Genomic DNA, 23,221 nt, shown 5'->3' on the forward strand with positions numbered 1-23,221 from the left:
CCACGATTCCACCGGCAGGTCACCGAGGGCAACCGGTTCGGGTGACTACGCTTCGAGGTCCCACAGCCGGATCGTGCCGTCGGCGCTCGCCGAGACGGCGCGGCGGCCGTCCGGGGTGAAGGCGACGGCGTTCACGTTCCCGGTGTGGCCCTCGAAGCGGGCCGCCTCACGGCCGTCCGCCGGGTCGACCAGCCGGGCGCGGTTGTCGATGCCGAGGTCGGCGAGGAGTTCCGCGTCGTAGTAGTCCGTGCCGCTTCCGATCAGCAGCCACCGGCCGTCGGGCGCGACCGCGAGGCAGAGCAGGTTGCCGGAGCCGACCTCGAAGCGGCCGGTCTCGGCGCCGGTGGCCACGTCCCACACGTGCAGCCGGTTGTCCATGGTGGTGGCGACGGCGAGGGCGCCGCGGGCGGCGAAGCCGACGGCGGTGACCACGAACAGCCCCTCGCCGAAGCGGCGCAGCTCCTTCCCGCTCTCCAGCTCCCACAGCCGTACCTGGTCGGCGCCGAACTCGGTCTGGGCGGCGCCGGAGAGCAGCAGCCGGCGGTCCGGGGAGAACGCGACGGCGGCGACGTCCGCGGTGTGCCCGGGGAAGCGGCGCAGCTCCTGACCGGTCGCCGGATCCCAGCAGCGGACGGTGTGGTCCCCGCAGCCGGTCGCCACCAGCCGGCCCTCCGGGGAGAAGACCGCGGAGAGACAGCCCTGCTCCTGCCCGGGGAAGCGGCGCAGCTCGGTGCCGGTGGCGGTGTCCCACAGGCGCGCGGCCCCCCAGACGCCGCCGGACACCGCGGACCGGCCGTCCGGGGAGAGAGCGGCGCACTGCACCCCGTCGTCGTGCGCGACCCAGCGGCGGAGCTCCGCCCCGGTGGCGAGGTCCCAGAGCCGGAGGGTGCGGTCCGCGCTGCCGGACAGGATCCGGCGGCCGTCGGCGGAGACGGCGACGCAGGTCACGGGGGCAGTGTGGCCGGTGAGGACGGTCTCCCGGGGCGGCGGGCCCGGTGGGGGCCCGGGGGTGGCGGCGGCGGAGGACCGGGCGGAGGTCCCGGCGGGGGGCCTGACGGGGGACCCGACGGCGGGCCGGGTGGTGGGGTCGCGGTACCTGGCATGACGGCGCTCCGGCATCGGGGAAGGACCCGCCCGCGACCACTGTCGACGCTACGCCTGCCTCCGCTCGCGCTTCCACCGGGCGGATGGCCGCCCCCGCCCTACAGGCGGCCGGTGTCGAGTTCGAGGTCGAAGGGCGCCGGGAGACGGACGGACGTACCGTTCCGTGCGTGCTCGGATTGTCAGCCGGTCAGCCGCGGTCAGCCGGCCGTCCAGGGTGCTTCCGGGAGCCTGGCGCTGCCGTCGTGACCGGAGAACTCCACGGTGGTCGGCGTGCCCAGGCCCGCCATCCGCATCGTCACCCGGCGCAGCCCGCCGTCGCCGTCGACCCAGTAGGTCAGCGGTGACCGGCCGCCGTCGGGCGCGGCGCCCTGGGCGCGCGGGCCGGCGAACCGGTCGTAGCTGCGGCCGTCGATCCGGTCGTGGCCCAGCCAACGGGCGCCGGACTGGGCGAGCAGCAGCGGGTTGTCGGGGCGGTCGGCGCCGAGCTGGACCAGCAGGCTGAGCCCGGCGTCCAGCGGGTCCGCGGTGTACGAGCGCGGCGACCAGCCGGCCCGCGGCACGTGCTCGGCCTGCTGCCACGCCGGGCCGTCCGCGCCGGCCGGCTCGGGGGCCAGGCCGAGGCCGCCGGTGTCCCAGACGATCAGCCCGTGGTCCAGCGGCCCGCTCGCCCCGGTGGTCCGGTAGCGGCCCACGCCCCGGTGGCTGCGGTAGTCCACGACGCCCTCGACCCGGATGGTGACGCTCCCGCCCTCGGCGGCCGTGAGCGTCACCCCCACCGGGCCGGCCTGGTAGAGGTTCAGCCGGGACAGGGCCAGCCGGGAGGCCTCGTCGGTGGTCACCGGCCGTTCCGCGGGCTCGTCGGAAACCGTCCGGTAGGCGACCAGGCCGCCCGCCGCGGTGCCGCACACCGCGAGCGCGACCAGGGCCCGGAGCCAGCGGCGCCGGCGCGGCCTGGGGCTGTCGGTCTTCGGCGTGCGGGCCATGCGGGTGCCTTCTCTCGTCGATCGGTCGGTCGTGGGGTCACAGCAGTCGGGCGGGCTCGGGGACGTTCGGTCCCCGGGCCCGCCCGGCCCGGCTCGGGCGGTCGTGCTAACCCTGCCGGACGGCCCTGCGCCTACGGGCCAGCAGCACCAGCGCCGTACCGAGGGTGAGCAGCGCCGCCGCGCCCGTCACGGCGAACGGGATCGACTGACCCGCACCGGTGTTGGGCAGGTGCCCGGGCGCGGGGCCCGGCGGGACCGGAGGTGCCGGAGGTGCCGGCACCGGGGTCGACGTCGGCGTCGGTGCCGGCGTCTCGGTCGGGGTCGGGGTGGGCGTCGGGGTCGGGATCAGCCGGTTCACGGCCGTCACCTCGACACCGGCATCGAGGTTCTCGGAGGTGAGGACCAGCGGCCCGAACACCGTGACGTCAGGCGCCGAGTAGCCCGCGGGCGGGCTCACCTCCTGCCAGTAGTACGTCCCCGGCACCCCGGTGCCACCGCAGAGCCCGTCGGCGCCGGTCGTGCACGGTTCGCCGACCTTGCTGTCGGGCTTGTCGCCGGTCGGCTGCAGCCCGTCGGTGCCGTTGGTCTCGTGCCACAGCTGGAACTTGGCGCCCGCCAGCGGTTTGCCGTCCTGGTCGTGCTTGACCAGGCGCAGCGCGCCCTCCTGTTGACGGAAGCCGAAGTCGTAGGTGTGGTCGTTCTCGCCGGGCCCGCCGGTGGTCAGCGCCCGTTCCGGGTACTTCCCGCCGGTCGGGACGATGCCCTTCGAGTCGACGAAGTGGTTGTCGCCGACGTCGTGTTCGGTGGCGACCCACTGGAACAGCGGCCCGCCCTTGGCGTAGTCGGCCGGGTTGTCCAGCCGGATCGTGTACTTGGTCTTCGGCTTGAGGCCGCCCTCGACGTTGCTGTCGTCGAAGTAGTACTCGCCGCGCGCCGTGGTCTTCGCCGTGCCGACCAGCTTCCCCGACTCGTCGTACAGGTGGACGGTGGCGCCCGGAACCGGGCGCTGGCCCGGCAGTTGGAGGCCGCTGCGCTCCGGGTCGTACCAGACCCGGTTGCCGATCTGCAGCGGTGCCTGGTCGCAGAGCACTTCGAGGTCGCCCATCGCGGCGCCCTTGCCGAACGGCGGGAGCGGTCCGACCGGATTGAGGCGCAGGCCTCCGTCGGCCTTGCCGTCGCGCTTCTCGAAGCCCGCGCCGTAGCCGAAGGCCATGCCGTTGGTGTCGTAGCCCGAGGTCGCGATGGAGTTCTCGACCTTGGAGAACGCCATTCCGGCGTTCAGGGCGTTGTTGTGGCCGATCCGGTTGGTGTCGAAGAACCGGGTGCCCCGGGTGGTGGCCCCGCAGCCCTTGTTGGTGTCCAGCACGTAGGTGCCGTTCACCGGGCACGCCTTGTCGAGGTCACCGCCGGGCAGGACGGTGGCCATCGTGCCGGCCGTCGGTCCGGCCGCCGACTGGTCGCCGAAGCGGTCCCGGAAGGCGAGCAGCATCGTGCCGTCGGTCTCGAAGGCGATCTCCGCCACCGCCGGCTCGGGGTTGGCCATGTACCCGGTGCAGGCCTGGCCGTTCTGCGTGGCCGGGAAGGTGTCCTGCCACGGGAACCAGCCGGCGCCGGGGCAGGGACCGCCGACCGTGGCGCCGCGCGGGTAGTCGAGCGGCTGGTCCAGCACGGCGCTCTTGAACACGCCGGTGGCCGGGTCGAAGGGCAGCACCACGGCCCGCAGGTCCGAGGTCTTGCCGGTCGACTCGCCGGAGCAGACCCCGCCGAGGTAGCCGGTGCCGTCCTGCAGGCCGAGGCCGTACGGTCGCCAGTCCCCGGGGGCCGGGCAGCCCGGGTCGGGGATCGGGTAGGCGGCCTCGGGCTCGGCGGCCGTGGGCTTGGTGGCGTCGTAGCGGTAGAGCTTGCGGTCGTGGAGGTTGACGACGAGGAGGTCCTTGCCGTCGTCGCTGATCTTGATGCCGCCGAGGCTCTCCTTGCCCACCGCGGGCAGGAAGGCGTCGTCGTTGCCCGGACCGTGCGGCGTGGTGCCGGCGTCCGGGACGGTGGCGAACAGGGTGGTCTTCTTCTGCGCGAGGTCGGTCACGTAGATCGCGCCGGGGCCGCCGGGGCCGTACGCGGTGGTGCGCTTGGCCGAGGCCGCGGAGAAGAGCCGCCTGTCGGTCCTGTTCCAGGCGAGGCCGTAGAGGTTGCCGGTCTGCTCGGCCGTGGCCAGGTCGGTCACGGTCGCGTCGGTGCCGGCCACGCCCCGGGCGCCGTACGGGAAGGAGACCAGTGTGTGCGCCGATCCGCCTTCCCTGGGCGCCGGTTGACAGCCCGTCACCAGCGGCGCGTTCTTCTGGCAGTAGTCACCCGGGCTCCACAGCCCGGTGGTGAACTCCACCTTCTTGCCGCCGGAGAGGTCGACGAACTCCTCGTTGCTGCTGAGCTGGTCGGGCGCGCCGGCCAGGCCCTGGCGGGAGGCGAAGGCCGGGAACAGCCCGCCCGGCTTCGGATTCACCACCTGGACACGGTACTTGCCGCCGGTGACCTTGCCGGCGGCCGGCGACAGGGTCACGGTGCCGTCCGCCTTCGTGGTGCCCTCGATCCCGACGCCCGCGTCGTCGGTGAGCGTCACCCTCACGCCCGCCATGCCCGGTTCCAGCGCGGGCGTCCACACCCCGCTGGTGTCCACGGCCCGGATCACCCGGACCGTCACCGTCCCGTCGCCGGTCTGCGGGAAGGCCGACGGGGCCGCCGCCAGCGAGCAGGCGCCGATCCCGACGGCCAGGGCCACCGCGCCGCCGAGCGTGCGGCCGCCGAGGTCCCCCGGCCGCCACCGAGCCGGGCCGCGTGCGGCGCCGGCTGTTCGTTCACTTGTCGTCGTCATCCCTGCTCTCATCGTCACGTTGAGGCACTGTCCGGTGGGGCCTGCCGACCGATCTCGCGAGGGAGCCCGTGAGTGGCGGAAAGCCGCCATTGTTAACGGGAGCTTAAAGCGGGTTCGGACAAGTTCGCAGGAAAACAAGGAACTTTGACGGCGCATCAGACGTTTCGACGGCCGTCGCACCTTTGCGCCCCCGCCCGGCGTCGAGCCGTTGACCTGCGCAGGCGTGCCACCCCGACCCTGACCGGACCCCCGGATACCGCATGAACCCGCCGACGGTCGAACACAGTTCCTGCCACATGTGCACACATCACGACCCCGGCTCACCCACCCCACCCGCAACTCCCGCCACGGCCCGGCCGCCACCGTCCGCCCGTCCACCACGGCCGGCCCGTCCCGGTTCGGCCGGAGCCGGCTCTGGCACGATGGCCGGATGCGCATACTGATCATGGGCGGCACCAGATTCGTCGGCTTCCACTTCGCCGACGCGGCCATCGCCGCCGGCCACGACGTGACGCTGCTGCACCGCGGCAGGTCCGGCGCCCACCTGCTCCCCGAGGCCACCCACCTGATCGCCGACCGCGACGCGGACCTGTCCGTGCTGAACGGCCGGGAGTGGGACGCCACCGTGGACGTCAGCGCCTACTACCCGCGCCAGATCCGGGACCTGGCCGCCGCACTCGGCCCCGGCGCCGCCGGACGGTACCTGCTGGTCTCCTCCCTGTCGGTCTACGACACCCCGGCCACCCCCCGCTACACCGAGGACTCCCCGCTGCGCCCCGCCGACGGCCCGGAGCCCGAGGCCGTCACGGCGGACACCTACGGCATCCTCAAGGTCCAGTGCGAGCGCGCGGCCCGGCAGGCCTTCGGCCCCGACACCCTGCTGGTCCGCCCGACGTACGTGATCGGGCCCCAGGACTACACCCGCCGCTTCGACTACTGGGTTCAGCGGCTCGCCCGGGGCGGCGAGGTGCTGGCCCCGGGCCGCCCGGACGCGCCGATCCAGGTCGTCGACGCCCGCGACCTCGCCGCCTGGATGCTCGCCCTGCTGGAACGCAAGGCCTCCGGCGCGTACCACGCCGCGACTCCCCCGCCGCACACCATGGGCGACCTGCTGGCCGCCGTCGCCTCGGCGGTCGCCCCGGACGGCACCGCGATCACCTGGGTCGCCGAGGACTTCCTGCGTGCCGCCGACGTCCCTGAGCGCGCCCTCCCGCTCTGGCCCGCCCACCCGATGGTCCTGGCCACCAGCACCGCCGACCCGGCCGCCGCCCTCGCCACCGGGCTCACCCTGCGCCCGGTGGCCGAGACCGCCCGCGACATCCCCGCGTTCGAGCCGCTGCCGGACACCCTGACGCCCGACCGGGAGGCCGAACTCCTCGCCGCCTGGCACCGCCGCTAGCCGGACCCGGGGCGGTGCCCGCGTCCCGGCTCGGCCCGTCCGCCCTGTCTCAGCCGGGCTCAGCCCGCGAGCGGCGGGTTGAGCCGGGGAAGGCGTCCTGGCGCCGGTACCGGACGCACGGGTACGGCGCGGTGCGGGCGCTCGCCGCGTCGAGGCGAGAACGCCGAGGGCCGCCGGGGGTGACCCCGGCGGCCCTCGCGCGGCTGCGGCCTGACGGCCGAACGGTTTAGAAGAAGCCGTCGTCCTCGTAGTAGTTGTTGACGACGACCTCGGGGCCGTCGTCGTCGAAGGCCTCGTTGAGCAGCGCCCCGCCGACCAGACCGGCCGCGCCGGCCCCGATCAGGGCGCCGGCACCGAAGCGGCGGCCGCCGCCCTGGGCCTGCTGGCCGGGCTCCTGCGGGTAGCCCTGCTGGGGGTAGCCCTGCTGGGGCACCGGCTGCGGGTAGCCCTGCTGCGGGGTGTAGAACGGCGGGACGGTGGTCTGCACCCGCTGGGCGCAGGCGGCGCAGGTCTCGATCTGGCGCGGCACGCCCCACTGCGGCGACCACAGCACCACCGTCGTGCCGGCGCCGTGCGAGGGGTCGAAGAAGCACGTCACGGGGGAACTCCCTGCTCCTGGCTGGGTCTGCGGCTGCGGAAGGGCGGGTACGGGGACGGGCGCGGCGGCGGGAGCCACCGGCGCGGGCGGCACGGCGGGCTTCACCGGAACCGGAGCCGGCGCGGACGCAGGGGCGGAGGACGCCGCGGCTGCCGCGGGCTGCAGGACGTCCACGCCGAAGTCCGCGGCGATGCCCGCGAGCCCCGCCGCGTACCCCTGCCCGACCGCCCGGAACTTCCAGTCCGCGCCATGCCGGTACAACTCGCCGAAGACCATTGCGGTCTCGCTGCCGGCCTCCGGCGCCACGTCGTAGCGCGCCACCTCGGCGCCGCCGTCCGAGTCGGTGATCCGGACGTACGCGCCGCGGACCTGTCCGAAGCTCTGACGCCGCTGCGCCGCGTCGTAGATCGCCACCGCGAAGACGATCTTCTCCACGTCGGCGGAGACCTCCGCGAGCCGGACCTCGATCTGCTCGCGGTCCGCACCGCCGCCGGAGCCGCCCTGGTGGCGGACCGAGCCGTCCGGGCTCCGCAGGTTGTTGAAGAAGACGAAGTTCTGGTCCGAGCCGACCCTGCCGTCCGCCCCGCACAGCAGCGCGCTGGCGTCCAGGTCGTACCCGGCTACGGCCGTCCAGCCGAGGCCGACCCGGACCACCCGGAGACCGGGGGCCTGCTTGCCCAGGGAGACGTTGCCGCCCTTCGTCAGGGCCACACTCATGGGACTTCCTCCACCACCGTGCGACTGACGGGTACCGCTGTACCCGCTGTAACCACTGTCCGACCACGACAACGCTGTAGAAGTCGCGCCGGTTCCCACCCCGGGATCAAGATCGCGTCAGGACCGGACGGGCCCGGGTCAGTACCGGACGGGCAGTTCCAGCAGTCCGCGGGCCCGCAGGGTGGGGCGGTGGCGCAGCCGCTCGACCGGGACGTCGAGGGCGAGGTCGGGGAAGCGGCGCAGCAGGGCGGTCAGCGCGATCGCGGTCTCCATCCTCGCCAGCGGTGCGCCGAGGCAGTAGTGGATGCCGTGGCCGAGGGCGAGGTGGCCGTTCTCGCGGCGGCGCAGGTCGAGCCGGTCGGGGTCGGTGAACTGCTCGGGGTCGCGGTTGGCGGAGCCGAGGGCGAGCAGCACGGTCTCCCCCGCCGGGACGGTGACGCCGCCGATGGTGACGTCCTCGCGCGGGAAGCGGCGGATGGCGAGCGGGGCGGGGCCGTCGAAGCGGGCGAACTCCTCGACGGCGCCGTCGATCAGCTCCGGTTCGGCGCGCAGGGCGGCGAGCTGCTCGGGGTGGGTGAGCAGGGCCAGGACGGCGTTGGCGATGAGGTGGACGGTGTTCTCGTAGCCGGCGAAGAGGATCAGGAAGGCGAGCGAGGTCAGCTCGTCCTCGCTGAGCCCGCCCCCGCCGTCCTGCTCGTCGCGGACGGCGATCAGGTCGGAGAGCAGGTCGTCGCCGGGCTCGGTGCGCTTGCGCTCGATGAGGCCGGTGAAGAACCCGAGCATCGCCTTGACGGCGGCGCGGGCCGTCTCGGGGTGCTCGGGGTCCGGCGTGATGAGGGTGTCCGTCCAGCCGCGGAAGTCGTGCCGGTCGTCCTCGGGGACGCCGAGCAGGTCGCAGATGACGGTGATCGGCAGCGGGGCGGCGTACGCGGCGAGCAGGTCGGCGCGGCCCGCCGGGGCGATGGCGTCGAGCAGCTGCCCGGCGACCTTCTCGATCGGGGCGCGCAGGGCGGCGATCCGGCGCGGGGTGAAGGCGCGCACGACCAGGCGGCGGATCCGGGTGTGGTCGGGCGGGTCCATGTTGAGCAGGTTGGCGTCCAGCGCGGGCGGCAGCGCGAAGCCGCGGTAGTTGCCGGGCGCGGCGTGCGTCCGGTCGAGGGCGAGCCGCGGGTCGGCGAGGGCCTGGCGCACGTCGGGGTAGCGGGTCACCAGCCAGAAGGGCAGGCCGTCCGGGCCGACGACGCGGTGGGCGGGCGCGTCGGCGCGCAGTCGGCTGTAGCCGCCGTACGGGTCGGCGATCAGGGACGTCAGGGTGAGGTCGGGCGCTGTCACCGGCCCAGCCTACGGGGGTGGCGGCGGCACTCTGGCGGGGCGTCAGAACCGGACTTATTGTCAGGTGACATGACACTCACCCGTGGGACCGTTCGTCGGCCCGTTCGTCGGACCGCCGCGCTGGCCGCCGCCCTCGCCGGAACCCTGGCCGCGCTGTTGGCCCCGGCCGCCGCCCAGGCCGACCCGGTCGGCTGCCGCACCAACGCCGCCGCCCCGACGGATGCCGAACAGGCCCGCCTCCAGGACACCCGCACCGCCGCCTTCACCGAGCGCTCCGGCCTGAGCGACCTCCTCCACGGCTTCCCGGCCGCCCTCTGCACCGCCCGCACCGCCCGCCGCGCCGAGCGGATCGTGGACGCCTGGGGCCGGGCCCTGTGGCAGGCCGGCGTGGACCGCGCCCAGGGCCGGCGGCCCAGCGGCGAACTGCCCGCCCGCGACGACCGCCCGCTGTACTGGACCAGGCTCGCCATGACCGTCCAACTGGCCGACTGGCAGCCCGCGTTCGCGGTCGACCGAACCGCCCTGCGGGACCGCTTCGAGGACGCCTCACGCGGTCTGGACGGCGGCTTCGGCGCCGCGCCCGGCGTCCGCCGGATCTTCGTCAGCGGCTTCGACCCGTTCGGCCTGGACGCCGAGCCGCGCCGCGCCAACCCCTCCGGCGCCGCCGTCCTGCAGCTGACCGGGCAGCGGATCACCCTCGCCGACGGCAGCACCGCCGAGGTGCGGGCCGTCGTCCTGCCGGTCCGCTACGGCGACTTCGACCGGGGGGTCGTGGAGCGTGCCTTCGGCCCGCACCTGCGCCCCGGACCGCAGTCCGCCGACCTGATCACCAGCATCAGCCAGGGCTACCCCGGCCTCTTCACCCTGGAGGCCTGGGCCGGCCGCGCCCGCTCCGCCGACCCGTACCCCGACAACGTCCGCGCGCTCTCCGGCGGGACGAGCCGGCAGCCGGTCGACGCCCCCGACCTGGCCCCCGGGCCGCAGTTCATCCGCACCACCCTGCCCACCGACGCCATGACGGCCGCCCAGCAGCCCTACCCGGTGCTGCTCAACACCCCCGTCACCGAGATCCCGGCGGGCGCCACCGATCCCGTGGACCGCCCCGACGGACCCACCCCCGGCTCCCGAGCGGTCGCCGGCGGAGGCGGCGGCTACCTCTCCAACGAGGTCGCCTACCGCTCCAACCTCCTGCGCCTCACCCTCGCCCCCGACCTGCCCGGCGGGCACCTCCACACCCCGGTGCTCACCGGCCTGCCCGCGGACCAAGGGCAGCTCACCGCACCGGAGTTCGAGCAGAACGAGGCCGCCATCGCCGACCAGGTCCGCGCCGTCCTGAGCAGCGCCCGGCTCTGAGCACCGCCGCGGGCGGGACGGCCAGGAGGCGCTACGCCGGGTCGGCGAAGCGGGTGCCCACCGCCCGGGCCCGCGAGGCGGCGATCTCGGCGTAGGCGGCCTCCCGCCCGGCCCAGTGGGAGCCCTCGACGGACTTGCCGCGCTCCAGGTCCTTGTACACCCGGAAGAAGTGGGTGATCTCCAGCAGATCGAACTCCGGCAGGTCGCCGATGTCCCGCAGCGCCGCGTACCGCGGGTCGCGGGCCGGGACGCAGAGCACCTTCTGGTCCGGCCCGCGCTCGTCGCGCATCACCCACACGCCCACCGCCCGGCAGGTGAGCACGCACCCGGGGACCGCCGGCTCGCCGCCGAGCACCAGGGCGTCCAGCGGCTCGCCGTCGCCGCCGAGGGTGCCCTCGACGTAGCCGTAGTCGGTGGGGTAGCGGGTGGCGGTGAACAGGGTGCGGTCGAGGCGGATCCGGCCCGCCGCGAAGTCCATCACGTACTTGTTGCGCGACCCCTGCGGGATCTCGATCATCACCTCGAACTCCACCGCGGCCTCCTCCTCGGCTCCTGGGGAGCGCCGCCCCGCGCCCCGGCGTCACCGGCGTCCCGGAACGATTGTCGGCCGTTCGGGCACCCGCCGAAACCGCCTCCGCCGTTCGGCGGACACCGGGGACGTCGGGCCCTAGCGGCGGGTCGGCTGCCAGGGGCCGTCCTCGGGGCGGGCTTCGTCGTCCGTTCCGGGCCAGGGCGGCATGGTGACGGCGGTGATGCGCAGCGGCCCGTCGGAGTCCTCGTCCGCCCGGAACTGGAAGGCGGTGCCGAGCGGGACCGAGGCGGCGACGCCGGGGACGAGCCGTACGGTCTCCTCCCGGGCGCCCTGGCGGCGCCAGAGCTCGCCGCTGCCCGCGGTGACGTACCACAGCTCCTGCACGGTGGCGTGCGAGACGGCGTGGGTGACCTGCCCGGGGGCGAGCACGAACACCGCGAGGCTCCCCTGCCCGTCCAGCACCAGCAGCGGGCGGACCTCGGCCCCGTCGGGGGCGGTCACCACGGGTGCCCCGCCCTCCTCCGCGGTCCCGAAGGGCTGCTGCCCCGACCGATTGCTCATCCGACGACCCGGCCTCTCTCCTCCGACCGAGTAGCGTGGTCTCGGCCCCACCATCGAGGGGATCACGGGCACGGGCCCGCCCGCCAGAGCGCCCTGGCGTCAGCGCGTCCTACCGCGAGGCCACCGGCGCCGCCGGCCCGAAGTCGCGGACCGCCTCGGTGACGATCGCCTCCAGGCGGGCGTGGTGGGCGCCGCGCCAGTAGGCCTGGCCGCAGTCGGTGCACTGGGCGAAGGCGTCGTAGGAGCGTTCGGTGCCGTCCCGCAGCTGCTCACGCACCGAGGTCTTGGTGACCGTGCGCAGGGTGCCGTTGCAGGTGGTGCAGCGGCTCCAGGGGACGAGCGGCGGCGCGAAGCGGGAGAGCACGTCGCGCAGTTGCTCGGCGGGGCGGTGGCTGTAGACGTAGGCGCCGGCCCAGATCTCGCGGCGGCGCAGCAGGCCGCGGTCGCGGGAGAGCAGGACGCGTTGTTCGGCGGCGGAGCGGGCGGCCAGCGCGGCATCGCCGATGTCGGGGTTCTCGTACGCGGCGTCCACGCCGAGCAGGCGCAGTCGCCGGGCGAGGGTGCCGAGGTGGACGTCCAGCAGGAAGCGCGGCGGGGCGGGCGAGGGCTGCGGCCTGGTCACGGCGTGGACGGCGACGTGCTCGCCGTCGGCCGGGACGTGTGCCTCGGGCACGGCCTGTCCGTCCACCAGCAGGGTGCCGACCTCGGTGAGCGGGACGCCCAGGGACTCGACGACGTGGCCGAGTGTGGAGGTGCCGTCGGTGCGCAGCGAGGTGCGGCCGGCCCGCCGGGGCGCGGAGACGAAGAGGTGCAGCTCGGGGGCGAAGTCGAGCCAGATCTGGAGTCGGTCCACGCGGCCAGCATGCCAGCGGGTGCTGGGCGGGGGCCACCGGTTTCCGGGCCCCGCCTGCCGTGCTGGTCCGGAGACTGCCGGACCCCGACCGTCAGGGCCTGTCCGTCACGCCCCCGACGATGCCGCGACCGGCGCGGGCGGTGCCGCGTGCCGGTCGCGGTCGCGCTCCGCCCAGCGGGCGACCGGCCCCATGGCGTAGCCGGCCGCGAGGAAGACCGCGCCCAGCACGAGCCAGCCGGCGAGGCCGCCGTCCAGCAGCAGGGTGGTCAGCAGCAGCGGCCCGAGAGTGCGGGCGACGGCGACGCCGGTGCCGAAGAAGCCCTGGTACTGGCCGATCCGCTCCGCCGGTGCGAGGTCGAAGCCGATCTGCCAGGAGCCGGCCGACTGCCGCATCTCGCCGACCACCAGCAGGACGGACGCGGCGACCAGCAGGGCGCCGACCGCCCACACCGGCACGTCCAGCGCGGACAGGCCGAAGACGGCGCAGCAGCCGAGCAGCAGCACCCCGGCCGAGCGGACGGCCCGCACGGCCGAGTCCACCCCGGTGACGTCACGTGCCGCCCGGACCTGGAAGGCCAGCACCGCGAGGGTGTTGAGCACGAACAGCGCCGATCCGAGCCAGCCGATCCCGGGGGCGCGCTGGGCGATCCACAGCGGGATGATCAGGCTGAGCAGCGGCATCCGCAGCAGCAGGACGGCGTTGACCAGGGTGACGGCAGCGTAGCGCCGGTCGCGCAGCACGGCCAGGCGCGGTCCGGTGCCCGACTCCGGTGCCGCGGGCGGGACTTCGGGCAGACGCCGGAGGACCAGGGCGCCGATCAGCAGGCCGATCGTGGTGACCACGAAGGCGCCCAGGTACGCGTCCCGGGTGCCGACGCTGAGCGCGATGCCGCCGACGGCGGCGCCGACGGCCAGGCCCCCGTTGAGGGTCGACTGGAGGTGGGCGAGCAGACCGGTGCGCTCGCCGGGCGGCACCAGGCCGGCGACCAGCGCCTGCCGGGCGGCGGTGAGCCCGGACTGCGCGGTGGCGTAGAGGCAGACCGCGAGCAGGAACAGCGGGTAGGAGCGGATGACCAGGAAGGCGGCGACCACGGCCGCCGCGGCGAGCCCGAGCGCCACCGCCGTGCGGCGCGGGCCGCGGCGGTCGGCGAGGTGGCCGAGCGGGACGCCGGCGACGGAGCCGAGCGCCCAGGCGACGGCGAGGCCGGCTCCGAGGGCGGTCGGTGACATGCCGACGACGCGGGTGAAGTAGAGCGCGGAGCAGGTGTAGTACGCGCCGTCGCCCACGGCGCTCGCCAACTGGGCTGCGGCCAGGGTCCGCTGGGGCCCTGCGGGTGGGAGGGCGCCCCACCGGGCGGCTCTGTCGGTCGGCACGTCTCTCCTTCGCGGTAACGGACCGTCACCGATCCCCCGAGAACCCCCGACCGGCCACCCACGGACGGACGACAGCAGCAACGCACGGACGGGCGGCGTGCGAGCCGGGAGTTCACAACCGTCGGCAACGGTTCGCCACCACCCTAGGCAGAAACTGGCCCAACCGACAGGTCCAGTGATCAAGGAATTTCCTGGGCCACTTCCGGCCGTCACCGCAACACCGACCGAGCACTGAACCCTCGTACGACAGCGGCTCGTTGGGCTCTCCGGACCGTTGGGAGCGTCCCACCGCAGCCTCGCCCGGACTGCCGAAGTGCCGTCCGTACCCGCTCCGAATCGGGCCCCGCCGAGCGCTGCAAAAGCCCGACCACCCAATTCAGGGGCCAACTTTGACCGTGTTGACCCGTCAGTAGTGCCCTCTTATGCTCAACGGCGTTCGCGATCCGGCAGCGGAGTCAGGGCCGTCCTGCCCTTCCGATCCCGGCGCCGCTCCGGCTCGAAGGATGCCTCCCATCAGTACCTCCATCGCCCCCTCGGACCCCACCGGCCGTACCGGCGAGGCGTCCTCGGCGGAGCCCACCGGCCGGCGGCGCTTCCTCACCTACCTGCTGGCCGCCCCCACCCTCACCGTCGCCGCCCGCCTCGGCCTCGACGCCGCCGCCCCCGCGGCCGCGCGGGCCGCCGAGCGCGTGGCGGAGGCCCGGGCCGCCGACGCGCCCCCGCAACTGCTCGGCCTGCCCGGCATTCCCGACGTCCTCGACCTCGGCGACGCGATGATCCTCGCCGGCCTGCCGACCTCCCACCTGCTGGTGCTGGAGGTCACCCCCGTCGGGCGGGCCCGGCTGTACCTGCCCCGGCTGGAGGTCGGCCAGGGCCTCACCACCGCGATCGCCATGCTGGTCGCCGAGGAGCTGGACGCCGAACTCACCGACGTGGACGTCCCGTTGTCCGACGGGCGCCCCGAGCTGCTGTTCAACCAGCTGACCGGCGGCTCCAACTCGGTGCGCTCGCTGTACGACCCGGTGCGCAGCGCGGCCGCCGCCGCCCGCGCCCGGCTGGTGACCGCCGCGGCCAGGCGCTGGAACGTTCCGGCAAGCTCCCTGCGCACCGCCGGCTCCGCCGTGCTCGCGCCCGACGGCCGCCGGGCCGGCTACGGCGAACTCGCCGCCGAGGCCGCCGCCGTGATCCTGCCGGCCGTCCCGGTCACGCCCAAGCCCGCCGACCAGCTGCGCCTGGTGGGCCGGCCGACCGGCCGGATCGACGCCCGCGACATCGTCACCGGCCGCACCCGGTACGCCGGGGACCTGCAGATCCCGGGCGCCGTGCCCACCGTGGTCGCCCGCCCCACCACCGTCAACGGCACCCTCAGGTCCCTGGACGCCTCCGCCGCCCGCGCCATGCCCGGCGTGCTCGGCGTGGTGCAGATCCCCAGCGGCGTCGCCGTCCTCGCCGAGACCTTCGACCAGGCGCTCAAGGCGCGCGACGCACTGCGCACCACCTGGAACCCGGGCCCGGCCGCGGACCTCTCCACCGAGGACGTCCGCGCCCAGCTGCGCGCCGCCCATCTGCCGTTCCTCATCCCGCCGTTGCTGACCCAGCACCTGGACGGGGAGTTCGACTTCGCCTTCGTCAACCACGCCCCGATGGAGGTGCTCACCGCCGTCGCCGACGTCCGGCCGAACCGGGCCGAGCTGTGGTTCGCCGCACAGAGCCCGATCCTCGCCCAGCAGACCATAGCCGCCGAACTCGGCTTGCCGCAGAACGCCGTCACCGTCCACGTGGTGCGCGGCGGCGGCTCCTTCGGCCGGCGGCTGTTCTTCGACGCCGCGCTGGAGGCCGCGCGGATCTCCAAGGCCGCCGGCCGCCCGGTCAAGCTCATGTGGACGCGCAACGACGACATGCGCCACGGCCGGATGCGCCCGGCCAGCCACCACCGGATCCGCGCCACCTACGGCCTCGGCCAGGTCCTCACCTGGGAACACCGCGCCGCCACCGTCAAGACCGACCTCGGCCACGGCCTCGGCGAGACGCTCACCGCCGCCGGGTTCGACCTCTCCCTGGCCGGGCTCAGCCTCGCCCAGGCGTTCTTCCTCCTCACCGAGAAGAACCCGTACAACGTCGGCATCCCCACCCAGCTGCTCGCCGAACTGCCCCTGGACCTGCACACCGGCAGCTGGCGCTCGGTCTACTCCGGCACCGTCCGGGTCGCCGACGAGATCATGATGGACGAGCTCGCCCGCCGGATGGGCCAGGACGAGGTCGCCTTCCGCCGCGCCCGGCTGCGCAGCGCCGCCGGCCGGGCCGTGCTGGACACCGTCGCCGACAAGGGGAACTGGGGGCGCCCGATGCCCCCCGGCCAGGCGCAGGGGATCGGCTACCACGACGAGAACGGCGGCATCGCCGCCTACCTGGTCGAACTGGACGCCTCCGACCGGGCCAACCCCCGGGTCACCAAGGCGGTCGTCGCGGCCGACGTCGGCCGGGTCATCAACCCCACCGGCCTGGAGGCCCAGTTGACCGGCGCGCTGGTCGACGGCCTCTCGGTGATCCTGCAGACCGGCAATCACCTCGACAACGGCGCCTTCCGGGAAGGCAGTTACGGTGACTTCCACTACGCGCGGCAGCGGCACACCCCGCCGGTGGTGGAGATCCACCTGATGCCGCCGAGCGGCCCGCCCGGCGGCGCCGGCGAGCTGGGCGTCCCGGCCGCCTCCGCCGCGGTCGCCAACGCCTACGCCCGCGCGACCGGCACCAGCCCGCGCTCCTTCCCCGTCAACTTCTGACGCCCTACCGGCGTCCGGCCCCCGAGGATCCCGACTCCCCATGCCCACCCACACCTTCGTCCTCAACGGGCAGCCCGTCACCGTCGAGGCCCCGGACGACATGCCCCTGCTCTGGGTGCTGCGCGACAAGCTCGGCGTCACCGGCCCCAAGTACGGCTGCGGGGTGGGCGTCTGCCGCGCCTGCACCAGCCACCTCGACGGCCAGGAGTTCCAGCCCTGCACCCGCTCGGTCAAGGACTGCGCCGGACACACCGTCACCACCATCGAGGGCCTGGCCGACGGTGACACCCTGCACCCCGTCCAGGAGGCCTGGCTCAGCTGCGACGTCGCCCAGTGCGGCTTCTGCCAGCCCGGCCAGATCATGGCGGCGGTCGCCCTGCTGCGCCGGACCCCGAACCCGACGGACGCCGACATCGACCAGATCCAGAACGTCTGCCGCTGCGGCACCTACCCGCGCATCCGCGCGGCGATCAAGCAGGCGGCCGCCGCCGGGCAGGCTCCGACGCCGTAACGCTGACCCGGGACTACCCGACGACCGGTGCCGCCGGGTCGCGGCCGAAGAAGGCGGCGAGCCGGTCGTACGGCGGGGCGTCCTCGGGGACGGCGACGGCGGGGCCGAAGGCCTGGTGCTCCTCCTCGGTGCCCCGGTACTCGGGCTTGAGCGCGCCGCGCGCCCAGGCGAGCGCGGTGAGCGCCACCTCGTGGTCCAGCCCGTCGGTGGACTGACCGGTGGCGCGCGCCAAGTCCCACCCGTGGACGGCGATTTCGGCGATCTGCTGGTCCACCGGGAAGCGGGCCGGCAGGGTGCCGACACCGGGCACCTCAACCGTCCCGTCGAGATCCCCGGCCGCCCGCCAGGCATCGACCAGTTCCTCGGCTCCGGCCTCGAAGGCGTGCAGCCAGTCCTCCTCCACCCGCTCGAAGGGCTGCGACCAGTCCGGCCGGCCGCCCCGCGCCCGGACGGTGAACTGCCGCAGGTCGTAGAGCAGATGGCTGACCAGGTCGCCGACGTCCCAGGAGCGGCAGGGGGTCGGGTGGCCTGCCAGTTCGACGCCGGTGCCGTCGATCAGCCCGGCGGTCTGCGCCAGGGCCCGGGCGAGCAGGCCGATCGGGTCTTCCGCTGCGGTCATGGCACACACCTCTCGGTCGGGAGCACGGTCGGGGTACGGGGTCGTGCCGGGTGATCGTAAGCGCGGCCACCGACACCCGCCCGACACGACACCGCGCCCCCTCCCTACCGGCCGTCGGGCCGTCAGGCCGCGAAGCCGCCGTCCACCGCCAGCTCCGTGCCCGTCACGTACCGGCCGTCCTCGCCCGCCAGGTAGGCGACGGCCGCCGCGACCTCCGCGCCGGTGCCGAAGCGGCCGAGCGCGGTGAGCCCGCTCTGGAACTCCGCGGCCGGCCCCTCGGCCGGGTTCATGTCGGTGTCGATCGGGCCCGGGTGGACCACGTTGGCGGTGATCCCGCGCGGGCCGAGCTCCCGGGCCAGCGCCTTGGTCAGGCCGATCAGCGCGGCCTTGCTGGTCGCGTACAGCGTGGCGCCGGGGAAGGCGACGCGCTTGGCGATGCAGCTGCCGATGGTGACGATCCGTCCGCCGTCGGCCAGGTGCGCGGAGGCCGCCTGGGCGAACAGGAACGGCGCCCGGACGTTCACCTCCAGCACCCGGTCGACGTCGGCCGCCGCCAGCTCGCCGATCGGGCCGAGGACGCCGACGCCCGCGTTGTTCACCAGGACGTCCAGCCGCCCGAACCGCTCCGCCACCGCCGCCACCACGCCGAGCACCGCCTGCGGATCGGCGCTGTCCGCGCGGACGGCCCACCCCTGTCGCCCCATCGCGGTGATCTTCGCGACGACCTCCTCGGCCCGCTGCGCCTCGCCGTGGTACGTCAGGGCCACCTCGGCCCCGTCCTCGGCCAGCCGCAGCGCGATCGCCGCCCCGATCCCCCGGCTGCCGCCGGTCACCAGGGCCACCCTGCCGTCCAGCACCGCCGCGCCGTTCACACCGTTCACGCCGTTCACGCCGTTCATCGTCATATCTCCAGAACTCCTCGTTCCGATCTCGGACATGACTCGATCCTGACCCGGAGCACTTCAAACCTCCGGCGGCATTCGGACGTCGCGTTCAACGTTCAACCATCCCCCGAAACACCCCCGCGCCCCGGCGCGCACGCCGCCCATGGCCTGTCTGACCGAACGAGCCGAGCGACTGCCCCCGTGCAGGGGGCAGCCGCTCGGCCGGGGTGCGGGGCTGCGGGGCGGAGGCCGGGTCTTGCGCTCCGCCGCAGGCTCGCTCAGGGGATCCGCGAGGCGGTCGGGCCCGTCAGGTCGGGCCCGTCAGGCGGTCGGGCCCGTCAGGCCGTCAGACCGTGAGGGTCTGGCCCGGGAAGATCAGGTCCGGGTCGCCACCGATGACGCCGACGTTCCTGCCGTACAGGCTGTCGGTGTCGGTGCCGAACTTGGCCGCGATCTCGCTGAGCGTGTCACCGCTCTTGACGGTGTAGTTGCCGCCGGCGGTGTTCGTCGGCGCGACCGGCGCGGACTGCACCGGCTTGGCCGACGGCCGGCCCTGCGCCGCCTCCGCGGCCCGGGGCGCCTGCTGCGGCGCGGCGGCGGGCTTGGCCGCCTTCGTGGCCGGCTTGGCCGCCTTGGCGGGCTTGGCGGCCGGCTTGGCCGCCGGGGCGTCGGAGCCCGCCGAGGTGTCGACGGCGGCCGGGGCGCCGCCCTTGCTCAGACCCGCCTTCTGCGAGCAGACGGGCCAGGCGCCCGGACCCTGTGCGGCGAGCACCTTCTCGGCGACCGTGATCTGCTGCGCCTTGGTCGCCTGGTTGGCCTGGGGGGCGTACGCGGTGCCGCCGTACGCCTTCCAGGTGCTGGGGGTGAACTGCAGTCCGCCGTGGAAGCCGTTGCCGGTGCTGATGCTCCAGTTCCCACCGCTCTCGCACTGGGCGACGGAGTCCCAGGTCGACGTGGTAGCGGCGGAGGCCGAGGTGGCCGTGACGAGGCCGGCCACCGGCAGGGCCGCGACGGCGGCTCCCGCGATGACCGCCATCCGCACGCGGTGGCGCTTGGTGGCGGTGGTGTCGGTGGCAGCGGCGGTCTCGTGACGGGGATTCATACAAGTCCTCTCGACAAGTCCCGGGCGGGCAGACGGAACCAGGCCCGGGACATGGGCCGGTCGTTACGCTCACCTCACTCGACGGGCGGCCGCGCACGTGTCGGACGTGCCGTGCCGCCCCGGTCACCTCCGCTCGCCGACGGCCCGTTGGAGCCGGCCTGATCGGCGGTCACCGCCCTTGCGCCGTGGGTCAGTCGGCGGGCGGTGCATCGGGGTGAACCCGGGTGGCGCTCGTTGCGCCGCCAACGAAGCTAGGGGGCATCCCCGGAGCGCGGCAAGCAATTCTTGGACATCGCAGGTCAGTTGACTGTTACCGGCGGTATCGATCAAGAGCCCTTGCCCGACTTGACCGGGTTTGACCGCATTTTCAAGATCAGATGATCGATCTCCGTGCTTGCGCTCACACCTGTCCAATCGCGAAGCCCGGCACACCATCCACCCACCGCGATCGTTTGCTGACGCACCGTCACCACCAGAGCCGGAGTTCCCGGTTCCACGCAGCCGTCGAGTGGCATCCGCCACACCCGACACCGTCCGCGATCGTACGGATACGCTCAGCTCCGGCCGTCGAGCTCCGCATCGCGCGCCAGCAACGCCGCCTGGACCCGGTTCTCGCAGCCCAGCTTGGCCAGGATCCGGCTCACGTACGTCTTCACCGTCGCCTCGCTCATGTGGATCCGGGCCCCCGCGTCGGCATTGGACAGACCCTCGCCGAGCAGCGCCAACACCTCCAGCTCACGCCCGGTCAGCACCTCCAGCCGGCGCCGGGCCGCGGCACTGCGGGCGGCCAGCGAGCCGCTGCGCCCGTCCGCCAGCGAGTCGACGATGTGCCGGGTGGCGGCCGGGGAGAGGAAGGCGTTGCCGCCCGCCGCTGCCCGGACGGCCTGGATCAGCTCGTTCGGCGCGGTGTCCTTGAGCAGGAAGCCGGCTCCGCCCTCGGTCACGGCGCGCAGGACGTTCTCGCGCTCCCCGAAGGTGGTGAGGATCAGCGCCCGCGCCCCGGGCGCAACCCTGGCCAACTCCCCGAGCGCCGTGAGCCCGTCCATCACCGGCATCTGGATGTCCAGCAGCACCACGTCCACCCGGTGCGACCGCGCCAGCTCCAGCGCCTCCCGACCGTCGGCGGCCTCCGCGACCACCTCGATGTCGTCGGCGGAGCCCAGGATCATCCTGATCCCGGCCCGGATCAGCGGCTCGTCGTCGGCGACGAGGACTCGGATCACGCTGGTCATTCCGCTGGCCATTCCCCTCGAACGGTGATGCGACTACATCACCATCCTCACATCTCCACCGACCCGCCCCGACCACCGGTCCGACGGGCGTCAGTTCTTGGTGACGTACTCCTGCTTGTCCACCAGCACCCCGTCCTTGAAGCAGAACCGCGCCACGTGGTCCTCGTCCCAGCCGGTGTCCGACTGGTCGCCGAGGAGGTACCAGCGGCAGCGCGAGCCCTCCGGCGGGGTCGGCCCGGTCCCCTTGTACTGGTCGACGAAGAAGTCGTTGCCGGGCGGCAGCTCACGCACCGCCTCGGCCTCCGGCGCACCGACCTGGATCCGCTCGTACGCCGGCCTGCCCACCGTCGCGTCCCGGGAGCCGCCGACGAAGGCCACCACGCCCCAGACACACAGCGCCAGCACGGTCAGCCCGACGCCCACCACACCGAGTGCGCAGCCCAGCGCCGGGCTGCGCCGCCCGCCCTCCCCCTCGCCGGACGGCGACAGGCCCTCGAACGCCCAGTCGTCCGCGCCGGCGGCAGCCGCGGCGCCCTCCCCGGCACCCTCCGCCGCCTCGTACGGCAGCACGGCGGCCAGCCGGAACCCCTGGTCGGGGGTCGGCCCGGCGTGCACCATGCCGCCGACCAGCCGGGCGCGCTCCCGCAGCCCGGTCAGCCCCTGACCGCCGCTGACTGCCGGGCCCGCACCGGCGCGCACGCCCACCAGCTCCGGCGTGCGCGCGTTGGTCACCTCCACCACCAGCGCGTCCGGCTCGTACCGGAGCGCGACGCCGATCGGCGCGCCGGGGGCGTGCTTGTGCGCGTTGGTGAGCGCCTCCTGCACGATCCGGTACGCCGCGTGGTCGACGGCCGCCGGCAGCGGGCGCCGCTCACCCTCCCGGGAGAGCACGACCTCGGCCCCGGCCGCCCGCGAGGACTCCACCAGCCCCTCGATCCCGTCCGCCCCGCCCCGGGCGGGCCCCCCGGCCACCGCCCCCGGCGTCGGCGGCAGCGCCGTCGACTCGTCGTGCAGCACCCCGACCACCTCGCGCAGCTCGCGCATCGCCGCGACCGCCGCCTGCCGCAGGACGCCGACCGCCTCCCGCTGGCGGTCGGTGAGCGTGCGGTCCACCTCCAGCGCGCCGGAGTGCACCGAGATCAGCGCCAGCTGGTGGCCCAGGCTGTCGTGCATGTCCTGGGCGATCCGGTGCCGCTCGCGCAGCCGCGCCTGGTGCACCACCATGGCCCGCTCGCGCAGCAGCTGGTCGTTGCGCTCGCGCAGCGCGTCCAGCAGGGCGCGCCGCTGCGCGCGGTAGCGGCCGTAGAGCGCGGGCAGCACGGCGAGCACCAGGAAGCCGCCGAGCGACAGCCCGAGGACCAGCTTCGGCGAGGTGGTGGTGGCGTCCTTCAGCACGCCCGTCACGGTGAACAGCAGCCAGCCGAGGACGAAGGTGCCGACCAGCGTCCAGACCCGGCGGATCCGCGCCCCGGCCGTCCAGCCCGCGCAGATCAGCAGCAGCACCGGCCCGCCCGACCAGCCGGTGGCGGCCGCGGCGGCCAGCAGCACGGTGGCCGGCAGGCCGCGCCGCAGCACCCACAGCAGTGCGACGCCGATGCCGAAGGGCACGGCCAGGCCGGTGGAGCCGGCGAGCTCCAGCAGGGCGGCGAAACCGCCCATCAGCAGGGCGAGCGCGGCCTCACCCACCACCCGCCGGGGCCGCCAGGGCCCGGGCAGTGCCGTCCGTACCGCCTTCTTCCAGGCCCGTGCGATCGCATCCACCCGTCGAGGCTAACGGGCCGGTCCGCGCGGGCGCCGTCCACCTTCGTCGCCGCCCGCGCCGACGAAAGTCGCCCGGTCCACCGCCCCTCGGCGGTCGTCGCTTCCGCCGCGCACACCGGCCCCGCACCGCCGCCCGCTCAGCCGAAGGCCGTCAGCAGCAGCGCCACGTCGTCCACCCGGCCGGTCGAGCCGACCTCCCGCAGCAGCCGGTCGGCCGCCTCCTCCGGTCCCTCCCCCGCCGCGCCCCGGGCCAGCGCGGCCCGCAGCCGCTCCACCCCCTGGTCGATCGCCACCGCCGGGTCCTCCACCAGCCCGTCCGTGTAGAGGGCGAGCAGCGCGCCCGGCCGCAGCCGCAGCTCGCTGACCGGGTAGGCGGCCCGCTCGTCCACCCCGAGCAGCGGACCGCCCGCCACGTACAGTGCCTCGGCCCGCCCGCCCGGGTGGCGCAGCACCGGTGGCATGTGCCCGGCCCGGGCGATCCGGGCGGTGCCGTCGGCGGGGGTGAGCCGGACCAGGCAGCAGCTGGCGAGCAGTCCGGGGTCGAGGTCGAGCAGCAGCCGGTTGGTGCGGGCGAGGACCTGGTCGGGCGGCTCGCCGCCGGTCGCGAAGGCGCGGACGGCGCTGCGCAGCTGGCCCATGGTGGCGGCGGCGCCGACA

Annotated in this window: 18 protein-coding genes and 1 pseudogene; 4 read left to right on the plus strand and 15 right to left on the minus strand. The window is 74.8% G+C overall.

The genetic code is table 11. The features are described from left to right. Positions 1-45 precede the first annotated feature (45 nt). The 3 genes from BX285_RS36675 to BX285_RS36685 all read right to left on the minus strand — a co-directional run bounded on the left by BX285_RS36675 (position 46) and on the right by BX285_RS36685 (position 4,953). Positions 46-1,119, minus strand: a complete 1,074-nt coding sequence (locus BX285_RS36675) for a WD40 repeat domain-containing protein (RefSeq protein WP_121179769.1) — start codon at positions 1,117-1,119, stop codon at positions 46-48. A gap of 182 nt (positions 1,120-1,301) precedes the next feature. After that, positions 1,302-2,087, minus strand: coding sequence for a hypothetical protein (locus BX285_RS36680; RefSeq protein ID WP_121179770.1), 786 nt, complete (start codon positions 2,085-2,087; stop codon positions 1,302-1,304). Between the two features lie 106 nt (positions 2,088-2,193). Then, positions 2,194-4,953 carry an SdrD B-like domain-containing protein gene (locus tag BX285_RS36685; RefSeq protein WP_121179771.1) on the minus strand — a complete coding sequence of 920 codons (2,760 nt, stop codon included), beginning with the start codon at positions 4,951-4,953 and terminating at the stop codon, positions 2,194-2,196. Positions 4,954-5,383: 430 nt separating this feature from the next. Here BX285_RS36685 and BX285_RS36690 point away from each other — a divergent pair, with 430 nt between their 5' ends. Beyond that, on the plus strand, positions 5,384-6,352 hold the full coding sequence (locus tag BX285_RS36690) for an NAD-dependent epimerase/dehydratase family protein (RefSeq protein WP_121179804.1): 969 nt from the start codon (positions 5,384-5,386) through the stop codon (positions 6,350-6,352). A gap of 763 nt (positions 6,353-7,115) precedes the next feature. Here the strand turns inward: BX285_RS36690 and BX285_RS39060 are convergent. Continuing rightward, positions 7,116-7,667: pseudogene (locus tag BX285_RS39060) on the minus strand (TerD family protein); the annotation flags it as partial. Between the two features lie 138 nt (positions 7,668-7,805). Beyond that, entirely contained in the window at positions 7,806-8,999 is a 1,194-nt protein-coding gene (locus BX285_RS36700) for a cytochrome P450 (RefSeq protein ID WP_121179773.1), read from the minus strand. A gap of 69 nt (positions 9,000-9,068) precedes the next feature. Here BX285_RS36700 and BX285_RS39435 point away from each other — a divergent pair, with 69 nt between their 5' ends. Next, on the plus strand, positions 9,069-10,352 hold the full coding sequence (locus BX285_RS39435; protein WP_147465311.1) for a pyroglutamyl peptidase: 1,284 nt from the start codon (positions 9,069-9,071) through the stop codon (positions 10,350-10,352). Between the two features lie 31 nt (positions 10,353-10,383). Here BX285_RS39435 and BX285_RS36710 read toward each other — a convergent pair whose 3' ends face one another. The 4 genes from BX285_RS36710 to BX285_RS36725 all read right to left on the minus strand — a co-directional run bounded on the left by BX285_RS36710 (position 10,384) and on the right by BX285_RS36725 (position 13,672). Continuing rightward, on the minus strand, positions 10,384-10,884 hold the full coding sequence (locus tag BX285_RS36710; RefSeq protein ID WP_097234794.1) for an inorganic diphosphatase: 501 nt from the start codon (positions 10,882-10,884) through the stop codon (positions 10,384-10,386). Between the two features lie 135 nt (positions 10,885-11,019). Further along, positions 11,020-11,445, minus strand: coding sequence for a cupin domain-containing protein (locus BX285_RS36715; protein ID WP_121179775.1), 426 nt, complete (start codon positions 11,443-11,445; stop codon positions 11,020-11,022). Between the two features lie 109 nt (positions 11,446-11,554). Further along, positions 11,555-12,298, minus strand: a complete 744-nt coding sequence (locus BX285_RS36720; RefSeq protein WP_121179776.1) for a Mut7-C RNAse domain-containing protein — start codon at positions 12,296-12,298, stop codon at positions 11,555-11,557. Positions 12,299-12,403: 105 nt separating this feature from the next. Continuing rightward, positions 12,404-13,672 (minus strand): MFS transporter, encoded by a 1,269-nt coding sequence (locus tag BX285_RS36725; RefSeq protein WP_097234797.1) that lies wholly within the window; start codon positions 13,670-13,672, stop codon positions 12,404-12,406. A gap of 503 nt (positions 13,673-14,175) precedes the next feature. Between BX285_RS36725 and BX285_RS36730 the strand changes: the two genes are divergently transcribed. Then, on the plus strand, positions 14,176-16,455 hold the full coding sequence (locus BX285_RS36730) for a xanthine dehydrogenase family protein molybdopterin-binding subunit (protein WP_121179777.1): 2,280 nt from the start codon (positions 14,176-14,178) through the stop codon (positions 16,453-16,455). A gap of 40 nt (positions 16,456-16,495) precedes the next feature. Then, positions 16,496-16,966, plus strand: coding sequence for a (2Fe-2S)-binding protein (locus BX285_RS36735; RefSeq protein ID WP_097234799.1), 471 nt, complete (start codon positions 16,496-16,498; stop codon positions 16,964-16,966). Positions 16,967-16,979: 13 nt separating this feature from the next. On the opposite strand, the gene BX285_RS36740 is transcribed toward BX285_RS36735, so the two are convergent. The 6 genes from BX285_RS36740 to BX285_RS36765 form a co-directional block, all read right to left on the minus strand. Continuing rightward, on the minus strand, positions 16,980-17,585 hold the full coding sequence (locus BX285_RS36740) for a TIGR03086 family metal-binding protein (protein WP_121179778.1): 606 nt from the start codon (positions 17,583-17,585) through the stop codon (positions 16,980-16,982). Between the two features lie 122 nt (positions 17,586-17,707). Then, on the minus strand, positions 17,708-18,490 hold the full coding sequence (locus tag BX285_RS36745) for an SDR family NAD(P)-dependent oxidoreductase (RefSeq protein WP_310794284.1): 783 nt from the start codon (positions 18,488-18,490) through the stop codon (positions 17,708-17,710). Between the two features lie 325 nt (positions 18,491-18,815). Beyond that, on the minus strand, positions 18,816-19,571 hold the full coding sequence (locus BX285_RS36750; protein WP_097234801.1) for a transglycosylase family protein: 756 nt from the start codon (positions 19,569-19,571) through the stop codon (positions 18,816-18,818). Positions 19,572-20,125: 554 nt separating this feature from the next. Beyond that, complete coding sequence (locus BX285_RS36755; RefSeq protein WP_097239771.1) at positions 20,126-20,794, minus strand: response regulator transcription factor; 669 nt, start codon at positions 20,792-20,794, stop codon at positions 20,126-20,128. Between the two features lie 99 nt (positions 20,795-20,893). Further along, complete coding sequence (locus BX285_RS36760; protein ID WP_259471030.1) at positions 20,894-22,564, minus strand: sensor histidine kinase; 1,671 nt, start codon at positions 22,562-22,564, stop codon at positions 20,894-20,896. Positions 22,565-22,701: 137 nt separating this feature from the next. Further along, positions 22,702-23,221: PP2C family protein-serine/threonine phosphatase (locus BX285_RS36765; protein ID WP_147465312.1), on the minus strand; the 520-nt coding region annotated here is incomplete at its 5' end.

The sequence above is a fragment of the Streptomyces sp. 1114.5 genome (genome assembly GCF_003635085.1).
GTDB lineage: Bacteria > Actinomycetota > Actinomycetes > Streptomycetales > Streptomycetaceae > Kitasatospora.